This is a genomic window from Deferribacter thermophilus (genome assembly GCF_049472675.1).
GTDB lineage: Bacteria > Chrysiogenota > Deferribacteres > Deferribacterales > Deferribacteraceae > Deferribacter > Deferribacter thermophilus.
The window spans coordinates 356,105-371,699 of the sequence record NZ_JAPNXM010000001.1; the positions used below are offsets into that span (position 1 = coordinate 356,105).

14 protein-coding genes and 1 pseudogene are annotated in these 15,595 nt (G+C 30.0%); 10 read left to right on the plus strand and 5 right to left on the minus strand.

What is annotated here, in order from left to right; all coding sequences use genetic code 11:
• Nucleotides 1–9: 9 nt before the first annotated feature.
• The 9 genes from OWM07_RS01825 (at nucleotide 10) to OWM07_RS01865 (ending at nucleotide 9,947) form a co-directional block, all read left to right on the plus strand.
• The gene (locus OWM07_RS01825; protein ID WP_423301990.1) at nucleotides 10–2,643 is read left to right on the plus strand and encodes a CBS domain-containing protein; all 2,634 of its coding nucleotides are present in this window, start codon (nucleotides 10–12) and stop codon (nucleotides 2,641–2,643) included.
• A complete protein-coding gene (locus OWM07_RS01830; RefSeq protein ID WP_423301991.1) occupies nucleotides 2,633–3,595 on the plus strand; it encodes a PhoH family protein in 963 nt (320 codons plus the stop codon). Before OWM07_RS01825 ends, OWM07_RS01830 begins: the two co-directional genes overlap by 11 nt.
• Nucleotides 3,592–4,056 (plus strand): rRNA maturation RNase YbeY, encoded by a 465-nt coding sequence (gene ybeY / locus OWM07_RS01835; protein ID WP_423301968.1) that lies wholly within the window; start codon nucleotides 3,592–3,594, stop codon nucleotides 4,054–4,056. Before OWM07_RS01830 ends, ybeY begins: the two co-directional genes overlap by 4 nt.
• Before the next feature lies 1 nt (nucleotide 4,057).
• Nucleotides 4,058–4,762, plus strand: coding sequence for a diacylglycerol kinase (locus tag OWM07_RS01840; protein WP_423301969.1), 705 nt, complete (start codon nucleotides 4,058–4,060; stop codon nucleotides 4,760–4,762).
• Nucleotides 4,763–4,765: 3 nt separating this feature from the next.
• The gene (locus tag OWM07_RS01845) at nucleotides 4,766–6,049 is read left to right on the plus strand and encodes a hemolysin family protein (RefSeq protein WP_423301970.1); all 1,284 of its coding nucleotides are present in this window, start codon (nucleotides 4,766–4,768) and stop codon (nucleotides 6,047–6,049) included.
• Nucleotides 6,033–6,923: a GTPase Era gene (era, locus tag OWM07_RS01850; protein WP_423301971.1), complete on the plus strand. Its 891-nt coding sequence runs from the start codon at nucleotides 6,033–6,035 to the stop codon at nucleotides 6,921–6,923. Before OWM07_RS01845 ends, era begins: the two co-directional genes overlap by 17 nt.
• Entirely contained in the window at nucleotides 6,923–8,278 is a 1,356-nt protein-coding gene (mgtE, locus tag OWM07_RS01855) for a magnesium transporter (protein WP_423301972.1), read from the plus strand. The genes era and mgtE overlap by 1 nt, the downstream gene beginning before the upstream one ends.
• Nucleotides 8,278–8,964: a hypothetical protein gene (locus OWM07_RS01860; RefSeq protein WP_423301973.1), complete on the plus strand. Its 687-nt coding sequence runs from the start codon at nucleotides 8,278–8,280 to the stop codon at nucleotides 8,962–8,964. Before mgtE ends, OWM07_RS01860 begins: the two co-directional genes overlap by 1 nt.
• 722 nt (nucleotides 8,965–9,686) lie before the next feature.
• A complete protein-coding gene (locus OWM07_RS01865; RefSeq protein ID WP_423301974.1) occupies nucleotides 9,687–9,947 on the plus strand; it encodes a hypothetical protein in 261 nt (86 codons plus the stop codon).
• 50 nt (nucleotides 9,948–9,997) lie between these two features.
• Here OWM07_RS01865 and OWM07_RS01870 read toward each other — a convergent pair whose 3' ends face one another.
• Nucleotides 9,998–12,010: a hypothetical protein gene (locus OWM07_RS01870; RefSeq protein WP_423301975.1), complete on the minus strand. Its 2,013-nt coding sequence runs from the start codon at nucleotides 12,008–12,010 to the stop codon at nucleotides 9,998–10,000.
• Nucleotides 12,011–12,731: 721 nt separating this feature from the next.
• On the opposite strand from OWM07_RS01870, the gene OWM07_RS01875 reads away from it, so the two are divergent.
• The gene (locus OWM07_RS01875) at nucleotides 12,732–12,947 is read left to right on the plus strand and encodes a hypothetical protein (RefSeq protein ID WP_423301976.1); all 216 of its coding nucleotides are present in this window, start codon (nucleotides 12,732–12,734) and stop codon (nucleotides 12,945–12,947) included.
• A 69-nt stretch (nucleotides 12,948–13,016) separates the two neighbouring features.
• On the opposite strand, the gene OWM07_RS01880 is transcribed toward OWM07_RS01875, so the two are convergent.
• From OWM07_RS01880 to OWM07_RS01895, 4 genes and pseudogenes are all read right to left on the minus strand, one after another.
• Complete coding sequence (locus tag OWM07_RS01880) at nucleotides 13,017–13,379, minus strand: hypothetical protein (RefSeq protein ID WP_423301977.1); 363 nt, start codon at nucleotides 13,377–13,379, stop codon at nucleotides 13,017–13,019.
• A gap of 35 nt (nucleotides 13,380–13,414) precedes the next feature.
• Nucleotides 13,415–13,649, minus strand: a pseudogene (locus OWM07_RS01885) (IS256 family transposase); the annotation flags it as partial.
• Between the two features lie 207 nt (nucleotides 13,650–13,856).
• Nucleotides 13,857–14,783 carry a helix-turn-helix transcriptional regulator gene (locus tag OWM07_RS01890; RefSeq protein ID WP_423301978.1) on the minus strand — a complete coding sequence of 309 codons (927 nt, stop codon included), beginning with the start codon at nucleotides 14,781–14,783 and terminating at the stop codon, nucleotides 13,857–13,859.
• Nucleotides 14,784–14,792: 9 nt separating this feature from the next.
• Nucleotides 14,793–15,479: a hypothetical protein gene (locus OWM07_RS01895; protein ID WP_423301979.1), complete on the minus strand. Its 687-nt coding sequence runs from the start codon at nucleotides 15,477–15,479 to the stop codon at nucleotides 14,793–14,795.
• Nucleotides 15,480–15,595: the final 116 nt, after the last annotated feature.

Here is a 15,595-nt window from a genome sequence, read left to right on the forward strand (position 1 = left end):
TTGAAGTTAGTGGTTACACATGTAAATCCTGATTTTGACGCATTTGCAAGTGCTTATGCAGCCTTAAAAATATACAATGCAGATTATATAGTTTATACGAGTGGTTTTGATGAATCTATAAGAAAGTTTATAAAAGATTATAAACTGGACGATATACCATTAAAACATCTTAATGATGTTGAAAACGAAAAAATTGAGGTTTTAATTATTACTGATTGTAAGATTTCAGAAAGATTAGGGGAAGCATCAAAGCTTTTAAAAAATGCAAAAAAAATTATTATTTACGACCATCATCCAGTTAGTGGAAGGGATATTAATGCTGATGAAGAATACATTTTTAATTTTGGATCCACTTCTACTATCATTACGGAGAGGATTAAGGTAAATGAGTTTGAAATTGACAATGTTACTGCCACATTACTCTTATTAGGCATTTATGAAGATACAGGGTTTCTCTCTTATAGTAATACAACTCCAAGAGATCTTTATGCTAGTGCTTTTTTACTAGAAAATGGGGCAGATTTAAATGCATTGCAATTATATATTCAAAGAGATTTGAGTAAATCACATATTTTAATATTAAATCAGCTCTTGCAAAATCTTACTGTTTTTAGAATTGCTTCTTACAGTATAGGCGTATCTTATGCAAGCTATAATGAGTATGTAGCTGATGTGGCAATACTTGCTAACAAGCTAATGGATGTAGAAGGGTTGGATGCTTGCATTTTGTTGGTTAGAATTGAAGATAGAGTCTTATTTGTAGGTAGAAGTAATGTTGAAGATATTGATGTGAGTAAGATAGCGGAAGGTTTCAAAGGTGGTGGTCATCCTTATGCTGCTAGTGCAATTATTAAGGATATGACCTTGCAAGAATCTTTGGAGAAGCTGAAATATTTAATTAAAGAGAATATAAAACCGATAAAATTTGCAAAGGATTTTATGACTTCTCCTGTTAAGTATATTGATGCAGATAGTAAGTTTGAAGAAGCTATGGAAATATTTATGAAATATAACCTTAATACGATGCCAGTTCTCAAAAATGGCAAGACTGTGGGTTTGATCTCAAGAAAAGATATATTAAAAGGGATGCAACATGGTTTAAAAGGGGAAAAAGTTGGTTCAATAATGCAGACAGAGTTTTATACAGTAAAGCCTCATACGCCATTTTCTGTTGTGGAAGATATAATACTAGAAAAAAGGCAAAAGCTTGTTCCTGTGGAAGATGATGGTAATCTTATTGGTGTAATAACAAGGACTGATTTTCTAAGAGCTATGGCAGAGATGAATAAAACACCAAAATATATGTTAGGTAGAATTACAAATATAGACAGTAAAAGGTTTAAAAATGTTAAGCATTTGATGAAAGATAGATTACCTGAAAAAATCTTTAATCTGCTTTTAGAGATTGGTAAATTAGCTGAAGAAATGGGAATGAATGCTTATGTTGTTGGTGGATTTGTAAGAGATTTAATAATGAAAATTGAAAATTTAGATCTAGATGTTGTAGTTGAAGGGGATGCAGTAGTTTTGGCAAAAAAATTTGCTAAGATTAAAAATGCTAAAGTCTCTGCTCACTATAAATTTAAAACTGCAGTAGTTATTTTACCAGATGATTTTAGAATCGATTTTGCAACAGCCAGGACAGAGTATTATGACTTTCCTGCTGCAGCCCCAGAAGTGGAGGATTCTTCAATTAAAATAGATTTGTATCGAAGAGATTTTACAATCAATACGATGGCAATCAAACTAAATAGTTCTGATTTTGGAGCTTTAATAGATTACTTTGGAGCTCAGTCTGATATAAAGGATAGAAAAATAAGGGTGTTGCATAATTTGAGTTTTGTAGATGACCCTTCAAGAATTTTTAGAGCTATCAGATTTGCTGTCAGGTATAATTTTGAAATTGGTCCACATACTGAAAGGTTGCTTAAGCATGCTGTAAATCTTCAGTTAATAAATAGAATTGTAGGTCAAAGACTTTTTTTAGAATTAAAATATATTCTTAGTGAAAAAGATTACTTAAAGGCTTTGGATTTAATGAAAAAATATGAAATTTTGAAATTTTTAGGTGAAAATCTTAATTATTCTAACGATAAAATTGATGACTTTAAGTATCTTGAAAAGTTGCTTAATTGGTATACGGTACAAGTTGAAAATAATATAGAAATTTGGTTACCTCGTTTCGCTTTGCTGTTTCATTCTATTAAGAGATCTGGTTTGTTAAAATTGTTAGAAAGATTTGAATTGAGTTATAATTACAAAAAATATTTATTAACACAGATATTTAGGTCAAGAAATGCAGCTATTAGACTTAGGAAAAATAAAAATCTTGTTAATTCCTTTGTTTATAATACATTAAAAGAGATAGATGATGAGTTTATATTATATTTGGGTGCTATTGTTGGTGAAAAATATGAGTCAATTATTAAGAATTATTTTACAAAACTACAAAATGTAAAACTTGAAATTAATGGAGACACATTAAAACAGATGGGGTATAAACCATCGAAAGACTTTAAATATGTATTAGATAAACTTTTAGATTTGAAATTAGATGGTATTATTAATAATAAAGAAGAAGAGATAGTTTATGCTAAAAAAATTTTTGAGGAGTTGAGTAGTGGAAGAAACGATGGAGATTAAAAAGGTAATATCAGTTGAAGAGCAGGTTGTTCCTATTATTTTGGGGACTAATGATGATAATTTAAAGCTCATAAAGAAAAGATTAGATGTGAAAATTTCAGTTAGAGGTTCAGAGTTTACGATTATAGGTGATTATGAAAATGTAGAAAAAACTACAAAGCTTTTGGATCATTTAAAACATGTTGCTTTTGTTAGGGATTTGAATATCAATGATGTTAGGGATGCCATAAATATGATTAATTCTGATAAAAATGAAGATGTATCTGCAGTTTTAAGTGACCATATAAAAGTGGCTGGGTTTATAAAATCTGTAGTTCCAAAAACAAAGGGGCAGCATGAATATATAAATGCAATCAGGAATTATGATATAGTTTTTGGGATTGGTCCTGCAGGTACTGGTAAAACTTTTCTTGCTATGGCAATGGCTATAAACCTATATCTTAATAAAGTTGTTAATAGAATTATTTTAACAAGGCCTGCTGTGGAGGCAGGAGAAAGATTAGGGTTTTTACCTGGTGATATTGAGGATAAGATTACACCTTATTTAAGACCATTATATGATGCTTTATACAGTATGTTGAGTATTGATAAAGCTGCAAGATTGATTGAAAAAGGTGTTATTGAGCTTGCTCCTTTAGCTTTTATGAGAGGTAGGACATTAAATGATTCATTTATAATTTTAGATGAGGCTCAAAATACTACCGTTGAGCAGATGAAAATGTTTTTAACAAGGCTTGGATTTAATTCGAAAGCGGTAATTACAGGGGATATAACTCAAATAGATTTGCCAAAGGAGAAACAGTCTGGTTTAGTAGTTGTGAAGAAAATTTTGAAGGATGTTAAGGGGATAAAATTTATAGAGTTTTCTGATAAAGATGTGGTAAGGCACCCTTTGGTTCAAAAGATTATAAAAGCTTATGAAAAATATGAAGTGGAAGGTGGAAAAATATGAAAGATGATTTAGAAATAGATTTGCTGATTACTAACGAAACTAATTATAATATAGATGAAAAAGTTTTTTATGAAACAACAAAATTGGTTTTAAAAGAAGTGATTTACCCTTTAAACAGGGCAGAGATATCTATATTATTAAATAATGATGAAAAAATGAAAAAACTAAATAAGGAATATAGGGATAAAGATTATCCAACAGATGTGCTATCTTTCCCAATGAATGAGGGTATTATTCAAGATGATATGCTTGGAGATATTGTTATAAATCTTGATAAAGTTAAAGAATATAGTCTTGAAAATGATATCCCCTTTTTAAGGGAACTTGTTTTTCAATATATTCATGGTTTATTGCACTTGTTGGGTTATGACCATGAAAAAGGGGATGAAGAGGAAAAATTAATGTTTGATTTGCAAGAAAAAATTTTGCATAAAGCTATTAATTACGGTTTGTGTGAATGAGATGAAGTCTGATAGTTGGTGGAAATCTCTTGGCTATGCTATAGAAGGTGTTATTTACGCCGTTCGTAAAGAAAGAAATCTTAGAATACATATCATTCTTGCTGTTTTAGTTCTTTTTGTAGCACTATTTTTCAAGTTGAAGTCTTGGGAATATATTATCCTTGCTATTACAATATCACTAGTTATTGCAGCTGAGCTTTTTAATACAGCAATAGAGTACATTATTGATTTTATTTGTAAGGAAAAGTGTAACGAAGTTAAGCATATAAAAGATGTGGCAGCAGGAGCGGTATTAACAACGGCTTTTGGAGCTATTTTTGTAGGTTATTTTGTACTTTTTGATAAAATTAAAGAGTATACAAGTTTTGCTCTTAAAAGATTACCAGATTTACCCTCCCATTTGGCTGTTATGTCATTAGTTATAACTGTGCTATTGGTGGTAATACTAAAGGCAATTTTTGGCAAGGGTGAACCATTACATGGGGGGATGCCTTCTGGTCATGCAGCTGTAGCTTTTTCAATACTTGTTTCTACAATATATATCACTAAAAATATTACAGAGATAATTCTTGTTTTTTTACTTGCTATACTTGTAAGTCAATCAAGGGTTCAACTTGGTATTCATAATAAAAAAGAGGTTATTATAGGTGGTCTATTAGGTAGTGTTACTACCTATTTGTTGTATAATATATTTTTAGGAGGGTAAAAGTTGGATATAAGTATTAATTTAGAGTTATTTTTAGTTTTTATCTGTTTGATTTTTTCTGGTTTTTTTTCTGCTAGTGAAACTGCTTTGACTTCATTAAGTGAATTGAAGGTTAAGCATTTATTAGAAGAAAAGGGGAAGAAAGCAAAGGATTTAGAGCTATGGTTAATGCATCCAAATAAGGTTCTTAATACAATTTTGATAGGTAACAATATCGTTAATATATTTGGTTCTATAGTTGCTGCTGATGTAGCGGAAAAATATTTTGGAAATAGTCAGATAGCTCTAACAACAGGTGTTATGACATTTCTTGTGTTAATTTTTGGAGAAATTACTCCTAAGACTTTCGCAAAGCATAATGCTGAAATAATATCCATTCTTTTTATGAAGCTGTTAAAAGTATTTTATAGATTATTTTATCCTATTACTTATGTATTGAATCTTTTTGTTAAATTAATGATTAAAATTATGGGTGGGAAATTAGATAATGATAGACCAAAAATTACTGAAGATGAAATAGAGTTTTTAATAAATGTTGGTGAAGAAGAGGGTGTGTTAGAAAATCAAAAAAAAGAGATGTTGCATAATATATTTGAAATTAGTGAAACATTGGTAAAAGAAATTATGGTTCCTAGGACTGAAATGGTTGCGATTAGGGTTGATCAAACTCTTGATGAAATATTGGATATAGTTATTGATTCTGAATATTCCAGAATCCCTGTTTATGAAGGAAGGATGGATAATATTGTTGGTATTTTATATACTAAAGATTTGATTAAAGAATTAAGAAAAGATAGGAATAATTTTAACTTGAAATCGATTCTTAGAAAACCGTATTTTGTTCCTGAAACAAAAAAAATTGATAATCTATTAAGAGAGTTTCAAGCAAATCATATTCATTTAGCTATAGTCATTGACGAGTATGGAGGTGTTGCTGGTCTTGTAACCTTGGAAGATGTTATTGAAGAAATTGTTGGAGAGATTAGAGATGAGTTTGATAAAGAGGAGGAAGACAAATTAGTTCAAATAAGTGAAAATGTTTTTATTGTAGATCCTTTATTAGATATAGATGATTTTTGTGAATATTTTAAAATAGAAAAGGATGAGAGTATGAAAGAATATGAAACTGTTGGTGGTTTAATATACTTTTTATCAGGTAAAATTCCAGAAATTGGTGAAGAATATGTGTTTAAGAACTTTAAATTTAAAATTTTGGAAAAATCTGGTAAAAAGTTAGATAAGCTTGAGTTAACGATATTAGGAGAAGATAGTGAGAAAAAAATATAAATCTGGTTTTGTTTCAATAATTGGTAGGCCAAATGTAGGTAAATCAACTTTATTAAATAATCTATTAGGGGAAAAAGTAAGTATTATATCTAACAAACCTAATACTACCAGAACGAATATAAATGGGGTAAAAACTGGCGCTAATTATCAAATAATTTTTATTGATACACCAGGAATACATGATGCTAAAGATAAAATAAATAGGTTAATGGTTCAAAATGCTATAGATAGCTTAGGTATGGTAGATATAGTTTATTTAATGGTTGAACCTGATGAATTTATAGGAAAAGAGATGCTTTTTATTTTGAATTTACTCAAAGAATATAAAGGGGTAAAATATTTATTAGTTAATAAAGTGGACAAATTTACCAAATCAAAAGCCTTAAAAGTGGCTAATAAAATATTTAGTTATACTGAATTTAAATATGTTTTACCTATATCTGCCTTGAAAGGCATAAATATTGATAAGCTTGTGGAATTAACAGTAACTGATTTACCAGAAGGGGATAAAATTTTTGATGATGATTACATAACAAATGTTCCTGAAAAACTGTTAATAGCAGAATTTGTTAGAGAGCAGGTTTTCAAAATATTAAAGGAAGAAGTTCCTTATGATACAGTTGTTGAATGTGAGTTAGTGGAAGATAGAAGTGAAGATTTGCTTTATGCTGCATGTTCAATTATTTTATCTAAAGAATCGCAAAAACCCATTGTTATAGGAAAGCAAGGTAGAACTATAAAAGAGATTGGAAAGAGGAGTAGAGAAAATTTGGAGAAATTTTTTGGTGTAAAGGTTTTTCTTGATTTGTGGGTTAAAGTTGTTAATAATTGGCAAGATAAAGATGAATATTTAAAGATCCAAGGGATTTTATAATGTTGACTTCAGCGTTAAGAGTAAAATTAGAAACTGTTAAAAAGTTAATAAGGAAAAATGCAAAAAGTAGCCTTCAAAGAGTATTGGATAAACTTCATCCTGCAGATATTGCTGTTATTATAAAAAATTTAAATGAACTTGATCGTAAAAAAATCTGGGAATGTATTGATGATAAATCAAAAATTGCAAGTATTATATTAGAATTAGAGGATTCGCAGTTATTAGAGTTTTTTGAGTCTATGCAGCCAGAAGAGGTTGCTTTGATTTTAAATGAGATGGAAAGTGACGATGCCGCTAATATTTTGAGGTTATTTGATCAAGATAAAGTTAACGAAATTTTAAAATATATGGAAAAGGATGATGTAGAAGCGGTAGAAGAGCTGCTGCACTATCCGGAAGATAGTGCAGGGGCTGTAATGAACCCTAACTTTTTTGCACTACATGAAGATACTACTGTAAAAGAAGCCACAAAGGTTTTACATAAAGCAGAAGATGTAGAAATGGTTTTTTATCTTTATGTGATAGATGATGCAGAAAGGTTGGTAGGTGTTATTTCTTTAAGGCAGTTGATATTAAATCCACCTGATAAAAAATTAAAAGAAATTATGACCACGGATGTTATAAGTGTCACTGTTGATATGGATAGAGAAGATGTGGCAAAGATTGTAGAAAAATATGACTTATTGGCTGTGCCTGTAGTTGATGAGAATAGAAAGCTTGTGGGTATTATAACCGTTGATGATGTTATAGATATTATTCGTGAAGAGGCTACAGAAGATATATATAAAATGATTGGTACCACTGATGATGAATTGTTGTTAGGAAATAAAGCTTTTAAAATTGCTAAGATAAGATTACCCTGGCTTTTGATTACTTTTTTTGGTGAATTAATTTCAGGTTTTGTAATAACTTTCTTTCAAGGTAGAGTTAAAGAATTTGCAATTTTAGCGAGTTTCATGCCGTTAGTTATGGCAATGGGTGGAAATGTTGGGACGCAATCTTCTACGATTTTAATTAGAGGTATGGCTTTGGGGAAAATAGATAAAAGTGAGCTTACAAAATTTATGTTTAAAGAGGTTAAGGTTGGTATGGTAATGGGGTTGATCTTAGGTATCTTACTAGCGATACTGGCTCCGTTTTGGCATGGTGATCCTAAAATAGGTGTTGTTGTTGGATGTGCACTCTTTTTTGCTCTTAGTTTTGCTGCATTTACAGGAACCTTTGTGCCTGCTACATTAATTAAATTTAATTATGACCCTGCTGTAGCTTCTGGTCCGTTTATCTCTACATTGAATGATATTACTGGTTTGACTATTTATTTTTCTGTATCAATTCTTTTATTAACTATTCTTTGATGTTGAGAGTAAAAACTGAATCTATAATTTATAAACTAATTAGCTATTCTGATAGATCAGCAATCGGTTATGTTTTATCTAAAGATTTTGGGATAATAAAAGTTTTTATAAGCAGTGCTTATAATAAAAAAGGGGGGGTTTTCAAATTTATCCCTGGTTTGATGGATATTAGGTATAAAGAGAATGGGGCACTGCATAAGTTTTATAACTTTGAGCACTATGTGTCTTATTCTTATTTTATTGATAATCCTTATGTTTTTGCAAGGTTAAATGTTATATTTTTTTTGTTACAAGAATATCATATTGATGATTATTCTTATTTATGGAAGTTATTATTAAACATAAATGAGCAAAATATTTATAAATCATTTATTTACATAACTCATTATTTACTTAATTCGTCTGGATACTTCCCTGAGATGAAATGTGTTATGTGTGAAAAAACTGATAATTTGTATATAGGTAATGATTTAAATATTAAGTGTGTTGATTGTAAAACCGAAAATTTTTTAAAAATAGGAGAAGATCTAATAAAGTTATTTGAAGATATTCATAATAAAGAGGTCTTTAAAAAGGTTTTTATAGGTAGAGAGTTGGAAAAAAAATATGTATCTTTTTTGAAATATTTTGTTGAAAATAATCTTAACAGAAAAATTAAGGTTTTTGAATTTTTTGACATGATATAGAAAAATGCCCGGGGCCGGACTCGAATAGCAATAGTTATCCCATTGATAAACCTGGCAATAACACTCTGTCTAAAATAACCATTACCCAAAACGTTACCCAATTTTACTTTTACCCACTCCTTTCATCTAATTATTTGTTACTATAGTATTATCTAATATAATTTCAACATTAAGTTAAAAAGACTTTTTTAATCATTAAATAAAACTTTTACGAAGAATAAATGCTGGTGTATTTTTACCTTTATGAATGAAACAACAAATTCCCTTTGATTAATACAAGATCTTAAAGCGCCTTAATATTTATATCCATATCAGGTTATTAATTGGCAGTTATACATAACAAATCAAAATCAGAAGCTTTATTAAGCTTTTTAAATGTTTTTGAAATAGTTTCTGCACTTTTGTATCTTTTTGGGCTATTGGCTTTAATGTACATTTGTAAGAACCTTATATTTGAACTTAACCAACCGAATTACCGAAGTATATAATATAAAATATTAATTTTTTTACTAATATTAATATATTAATAATTATATTAATATATTATTTTAGTATCATTGACAAAAGAATAAAAATCTTTTTATAATTATAGGTAAGCTTTAATATTAGCCGTAAAAGAAAATTAAATTTACTATAACGGGGTGGCAAACGGAAAAACATAATCAAAAACGTTTGCCTCCCGTCCCTGACCCGTAAGGGCAGGTAAGACGAGGAGGTAAAAGATGTTAGAATTTTTATTTTTATTGTTTTTTGTTGGTTTGTTTGTATTCGGATTAGGTTTCGGTATCTATGCGTTAATCAAAAACGTAGACAAAGATACCATAAAAACAGTTAAAGAGGTTAATAAAAAATATACTGCTAAAAATGTTACAAATAATGATGCGGTAATATTTATGGAAAACATAGAAGAAAGATACAGAAAGATGCATCTTAATATTCCTCCATATGATTGCTTGTATGATGATAAAGGTATGCTTCCATAGGTATTCTTCCATTTTAATCCTGCCTCTAATATTAGAGGCAGGATATCATTTTACTCTTTCTTATCTGGCGTAAACTTCTTATGATCTGGCGTAACATTATGGTATAAATCACGACTGTTATTACCATCCATTAAATTCTGATGAGCTTCCTCTGCTGTTACCTCTTTGACTTCCTGAGTATGTATAGCACCAGGTTTATCATTGATTTGTTCAACCTTTACATTAGGATTATTCTTAATATCACCACTTTGCGCACCTGCCGTTTCAGCTGTTACTTTATTAAGAAAACTTTTGTAATCATTAGTAAACTGTTGCGCAACAAACATATCTAAAGTAATACCCTGCTGTTTATATACATCAATGTGTTCATTATACTTTTCTACATAATCCTTAACTTTATTAACAAGCCCACCATAAATGGTATTGTAATCAAGCTCCACCCCAGTCTTTTCAGAATCGGTTCTTCGTTGTTGGACAGATAAATCTATACCAGCATTAACACCGGTACTTGAAGCACCGCCACCACTCTTCCCACCTAATCCAGCCTGTCCAGAAAAATTAGTAGAAAATGCCTTAACAAAATCCTCTGATACTACATGCCCTTTTTCCATATTCGCATGCACCAATGTCTGTATTTGTTTTGCAACATCACTTAAAGGTTGTTGTACTTTTTCTATATCAATAAGTTCCCTACCCTTATCATCGGTATAAGTGGCACCCTTAAATAATTGATGAGCAACATTAACATCTTTAAGTGCATCCAACGAATTGATATGCATACCTGTATCAACCGTAGTGGTGTCAACCTGTTCAGTTTGTTTGTTAACCCCTTGTTTCAAAGATAGATAAGCACCATCACTAAACGAATATTCTTTTACTTCTAATCCATCAGCAAACTTATGATCCACAACTTGTGCCTCACCCTGCAATACACCAGTACCAACCGCTCTACCAATATTACCTTTTGCATCCACTTCAAAAAACGCACCCTCAGCAACCGTCTTATTACCAACCTGTTTCACCGAACCATAAACCATAAAAGTTTTATCGCCAACCTGAACATAATCAGGTTTCTGATCGGCGTCTTCACGAACAAATTTATCTATATCCTGTCTTAATTTTATATTACTTATTTCATCAATACTCCTATTAATAGATTCACTAATAGTCTGATCGCTTTGTATATTGCGGTTTTCGTAACCTCCAACCGCTCTAAAATATTGTGCGGTTTCAGAATCCACTTGAAAAGTTGTGTCAGTAACCTTCTCACCGTCCATTATACCATCTTTAACGGTTACAACATCACCAGCAATTGATACCCTACCGGTAATTTCGTGTTCTTGACCATCAGCCCCTTTAATCCTTAACGGATTATCCTGATCAGCCGTAAAGCTTGCCATACTGTTTACAACTTCACCATCCATATTATACTGCGTTGTCCTTACCGCATTGTAGTTGTGTCCACCTATATTCATTGTAGTAACAACTTCTTCAAACATACCTTTACCAGCCACATAACCAAACTTATGTGCCATACCATCTTCACCATACTGCACGGTTTCAAATCCCATTATATTTTGAACATGTCCGCTACTATCTATTTGTGGTTTAAATGATAATGGTGTATCGTAATCAATACCAAATTGCGATTTTAATGTTTCTGTATCAATTCCCATTCTCTCAAGTAGTTTATCCCTCAAATCGCCTGTCGCCGTAAATCCTGTTTTATACAATTTCTGTGCCTCAGCAACACTTATTCCTAAATCATGAGCCACATTACGTATTAATTGTGCCTCACCTATCTTTTGCTCTGCTTGTGTAAGCCCTGTTTTATAAGCCTGATTCATAGTATCAAACGCACTACCTACACCTATATTCTGTGCTGTTAGGTTAGCTGTGGAAGTCCTTATTTTATCAAACCCATATTGATTGTAAGCATCCATCTTTCCTGCACCTTGAGCTAAACTGAATAGTTCCGCACCCGTTAAGCTTCTTGCTACCTGATTCATACCTAAAGAACCAAAAGTCCTATCGTGAGCAATATTTTTAGCTATTTCCCACATTTGATGCCCAACACCGGACTCGAATAGCAATAGTTATCCCATTGATAAACCTGGCAATAACACTCTGTCTAAAATAACCATTACCCAAAACGTTACCCAATTTTACTTTTACCCACTCCTTTCATCTAATTATTTGTTACTATAGTATTATCTAATATAATTTCAACATTAAGTTAAAAAGACTTTTTTAATCATTAAATAAAACTTTTACGAAGAATAAATGCTGGTGTATTTTTACCTTTATGAATGAAACAACAAATTCCCTTTGATTAATACAAGATCTTAAAGCGCCTTAATATTTATATCCATATCAGGTTATTAATTGGCAGTTATACATAACAAATCAAAATCAGAAGCTTTATTAAGCTTTTTAAATGTTTTTGAAATAGTTTCTGCACTTTTGTATCTTTTTGGGCTATTGGCTTTAATGTACATTTGTAAGAACCTTATATTTGAACTTAACCAACCGAATTACCGAAGTATATAATATAAAATATTAATTTTTTTACTAATATTAATATATTAATAATTATATTAATATATTATTTTAGTATCATTGACAAAAGAATAAAAATCTTTTTATAATTATAGGTAAGCTTTAATATTAGCCGTAAAAGAAAATTAAATTTACTATAACGGGGTGGCAAACGGAAAAACATAATCAAAAACGTTTGCCTCCCGTCCCTGACCCGTAAGGGCAGGTAAGACGAGGAGGTAAAAGATGTTAGAATACGTAATGGACTTTATGTTGATTGGGTTGATTGTTGCTGTAATTATTATTCTGATGACAAGAAAAGGGGATTTGCCGGTAGAAGAACCTACTGAAGATGATTTTCTGTTTTCTAATAGTGGTAGCAAAATAATTTGGGATTATAGGGAACCATTATACTGTTTATACGAATACTATCAATACAAAGATCTACACAAAAATGATTAGAACCGACACTATACACTATTTTTGACACTATACACTATTTTGACAGTGTATAGTGTCGGTTCTGCTTTGCTAAGGCATTACCGAATCGGACGGATCACTATATTCACTTTTCCTTTTTGCTTCTTTTAACATTCTTTCAGCCTCAGCATCATCAGGCCGTTGTTCAACACCATCATTTTTATGATGCTCCACATCCCCTTTAGGACTAACATGTTTATGCTTATCATCAGTATATTCCTGAACATTACCGGTGGTAAGTTCTGTAATATCTTTTTTTAGCTCGGCAATAGATCTATCAAACCCTTCTTTTAAAACTTCTGTTTTAGTATCAATATCCTCATTTTTAAGCTGATACCCCTTATTTAATGATACCATTGGTGCTATTTCCTTATTGAAGTTTCCTAAACCTTCTAACACCTTATTAGCTGCCATTAATGTCATAATATCATACTGCTCAGCCGATGGATAAAATTTAGTTTCCTTGTCTTTGGTATTTTTACTCCTTCTATCTTCCCAAAAATGGTATCAAAATTTCTTGTAAAATGACCATTTTTACTGTCTTCATTGACCGTACAATGAATCTCTCTTTTTATTTCTCCAAGCTTTTCTAAAAAATTAACAAAGTGTTGCGAAATAAATTCCATAAAAACTTCTCGAATATCCTTTTTTTTCAAACAATTCAGCTAAATTATAATTATTCATTGGGGTATACCTCTTTTTCAATTCTTACACAAGATTCTTATACACTACCCTATTATAGATGCATCAATAATAAGATTGCATTAATCAATTTTGTATTTTTTTTAATATTAGAAAGTATTCTGAATAATTAAAACAGTTAGGGAATCGTTTTAATTAATATTTTAATTATCCAAAATTATTTTTTTCACTCTAACTTTATTTTAAATCTTATAAATTTTTTGAATATTTCTTAAGAATATTTTCAGCAAATTTTTTTATAATGGTAATATACTCTGCGGGTTCTTTGATTTTGATATATTCAGCCCATGGGCGAACAAAATATAAAAACTCTTCCTCATTTGATACAAGAAAAGTTAATAATATGTTCCCATTATCTAATTCTTTTTCAATTTTTTGCAGGGGAAATATCTCTTTCCTTTTAAAATAAAATGCTACTTCTGAATCTATTTCAACGCTCACTTTAATTTTTTCTTTTTCTTCAAACCAAATGCTATTGGCATTATTTATCAGTTCATCAATTTCCTGTTGAGAAATTTTAAAGAATTTCATAAGAATGTTAACATCTCTAATAAGGTCTATAGAAAATTTTTTTAATGTATTTTCATGCTTTGCTAATAAGTACCAAAATCCATTATCTATTAATATGCATAATGGTGTAACATTATATTTTTTGCCGTACTTTTCATAATAAAATTCTATTTCCTGACGGTGTTTGATGGCATCATCTATAAAAGATAAAGTATCCATGATGTTATCGACATTAATGTACTTAGGATTATTGATAAACTTTACAGCTTCTACTGAATTTATATGTAAGATTCTTTTCAATATTTTATCAATATGTGTTTTGGTTTTAGGTGTAACAAATTTCTTTATATACTCAAGTAATGCTGCCAGAAATTTCATTTCTGTTTTTGGTAAATTTACGTCAGTAAATTTTACATTTTCAAGTAACGAATAAGTGTGACTATCTGTATCATAATATAAAAGACCAGGAATGTTTAGCAACTCTGCCATGTATCGCTGAGCAGTCCTTACGCTAACCCCTAATTCTTCTGAAATTAATTTTGTTGTCACCTTTTTATTGGATTTCAGTAAATTTAGTATTTCAATTGTTAACGAAATGCCTTTCATAATTAAAAATTATAATTCCTCTGCTAGATATTTTTTGACTTCACTATAAATATATGACGGGTGGATTATACCAATTATTTTCTTATTATTAAATTCAGTTTTTGCAAATATGCATCTGCGTCTATGAGATTTATCAGAATAAGCATAAAAAGAAATAATTTTTTGCTTCGTTACACCGTATCGTTTACTTAAAATTTCTGAAATAAATAAATCAAATGTTTTTATACCTTCTAATAAAATTGTTTTAGGATTTAAAAAATCTATTATTTCTTTAATTTTATCAAAGCAAAACTGTTCTAATAATATTCGAGAGTTTTTATCTAAACTTTGCCATTCTTTTTCACTCTTTGATCTAAAAAAAATAAGATTTAACTTTACACTTTTTTCTAATAATTCTAATTTTCTTATTTCCTCAAATAATTTATACATCACTTCAGCAGTTTTATATTTCTCATTTTTATTGTATTTACCACTATATTTTATGTATTCGTGTTCTTTATCGAGATTAAACACATCTTCAATATTAAAATCTTTATCTCCACCGCCAGGATTATAACCAATAATCATTAATTCAGGATTCTTTCTAACTTTCGAATAGAAAACAGCAAAACCATTATTTTTTAAGTGATTATTTTCTGTTTCTTCCCATACTTTTTTCACTTCATTTAATAAATCTGTAGCCCATTTTTTACACATACATCACCTCCGATTGATTTTAATTATAACATATAAAATATGTAATAGATATTTAATTTAGAGGCACGTCAAAAAATGTCGTCAATAAATATTATTTTATACTTAAAATTAATCGG

Excerpts from the sequence above, each read along its gene's own strand:
- ybeY (WP_423301968.1), top strand. The coding sequence starts at position 3,592 with ATGAAAGATGATTTAGAAATAGATTTGCTGATTACTAACGAAACTAAT.
- OWM07_RS01870 (WP_423301975.1), bottom strand. The coding sequence starts at position 12,010 with ATGTGGGAAATAGCTAAAAATATTGCTCACGATAGGACTTTTGGTTCT.
- OWM07_RS01890 (WP_423301978.1), bottom strand. The coding sequence starts at position 14,783 with ATGAAAGGCATTTCGTTAACAATTGAAATACTAAATTTACTGAAATCC.
- OWM07_RS01895 (WP_423301979.1), bottom strand. The coding sequence starts at position 15,479 with ATGTGTAAAAAATGGGCTACAGATTTATTAAATGAAGTGAAAAAAGTA.
- OWM07_RS01830 (WP_423301991.1), top strand. The coding sequence starts at position 2,633 with ATGGAGATTAAAAAGGTAATATCAGTTGAAGAGCAGGTTGTTCCTATT.
- OWM07_RS01865 (WP_423301974.1), top strand. The coding sequence starts at position 9,687 with ATGTTAGAATTTTTATTTTTATTGTTTTTTGTTGGTTTGTTTGTATTC.
- mgtE (WP_423301972.1), top strand. The coding sequence starts at position 6,923 with ATGTTGACTTCAGCGTTAAGAGTAAAATTAGAAACTGTTAAAAAGTTA.
- OWM07_RS01860 (WP_423301973.1), top strand. The coding sequence starts at position 8,278 with ATGTTGAGAGTAAAAACTGAATCTATAATTTATAAACTAATTAGCTAT.
- OWM07_RS01840 (WP_423301969.1), top strand. The coding sequence starts at position 4,058 with ATGAAGTCTGATAGTTGGTGGAAATCTCTTGGCTATGCTATAGAAGGT.
- OWM07_RS01880 (WP_423301977.1), bottom strand. The coding sequence starts at position 13,379 with ATGGCAGCTAATAAGGTGTTAGAAGGTTTAGGAAACTTCAATAAGGAA.
- OWM07_RS01875 (WP_423301976.1), top strand. The coding sequence starts at position 12,732 with ATGTTAGAATACGTAATGGACTTTATGTTGATTGGGTTGATTGTTGCT.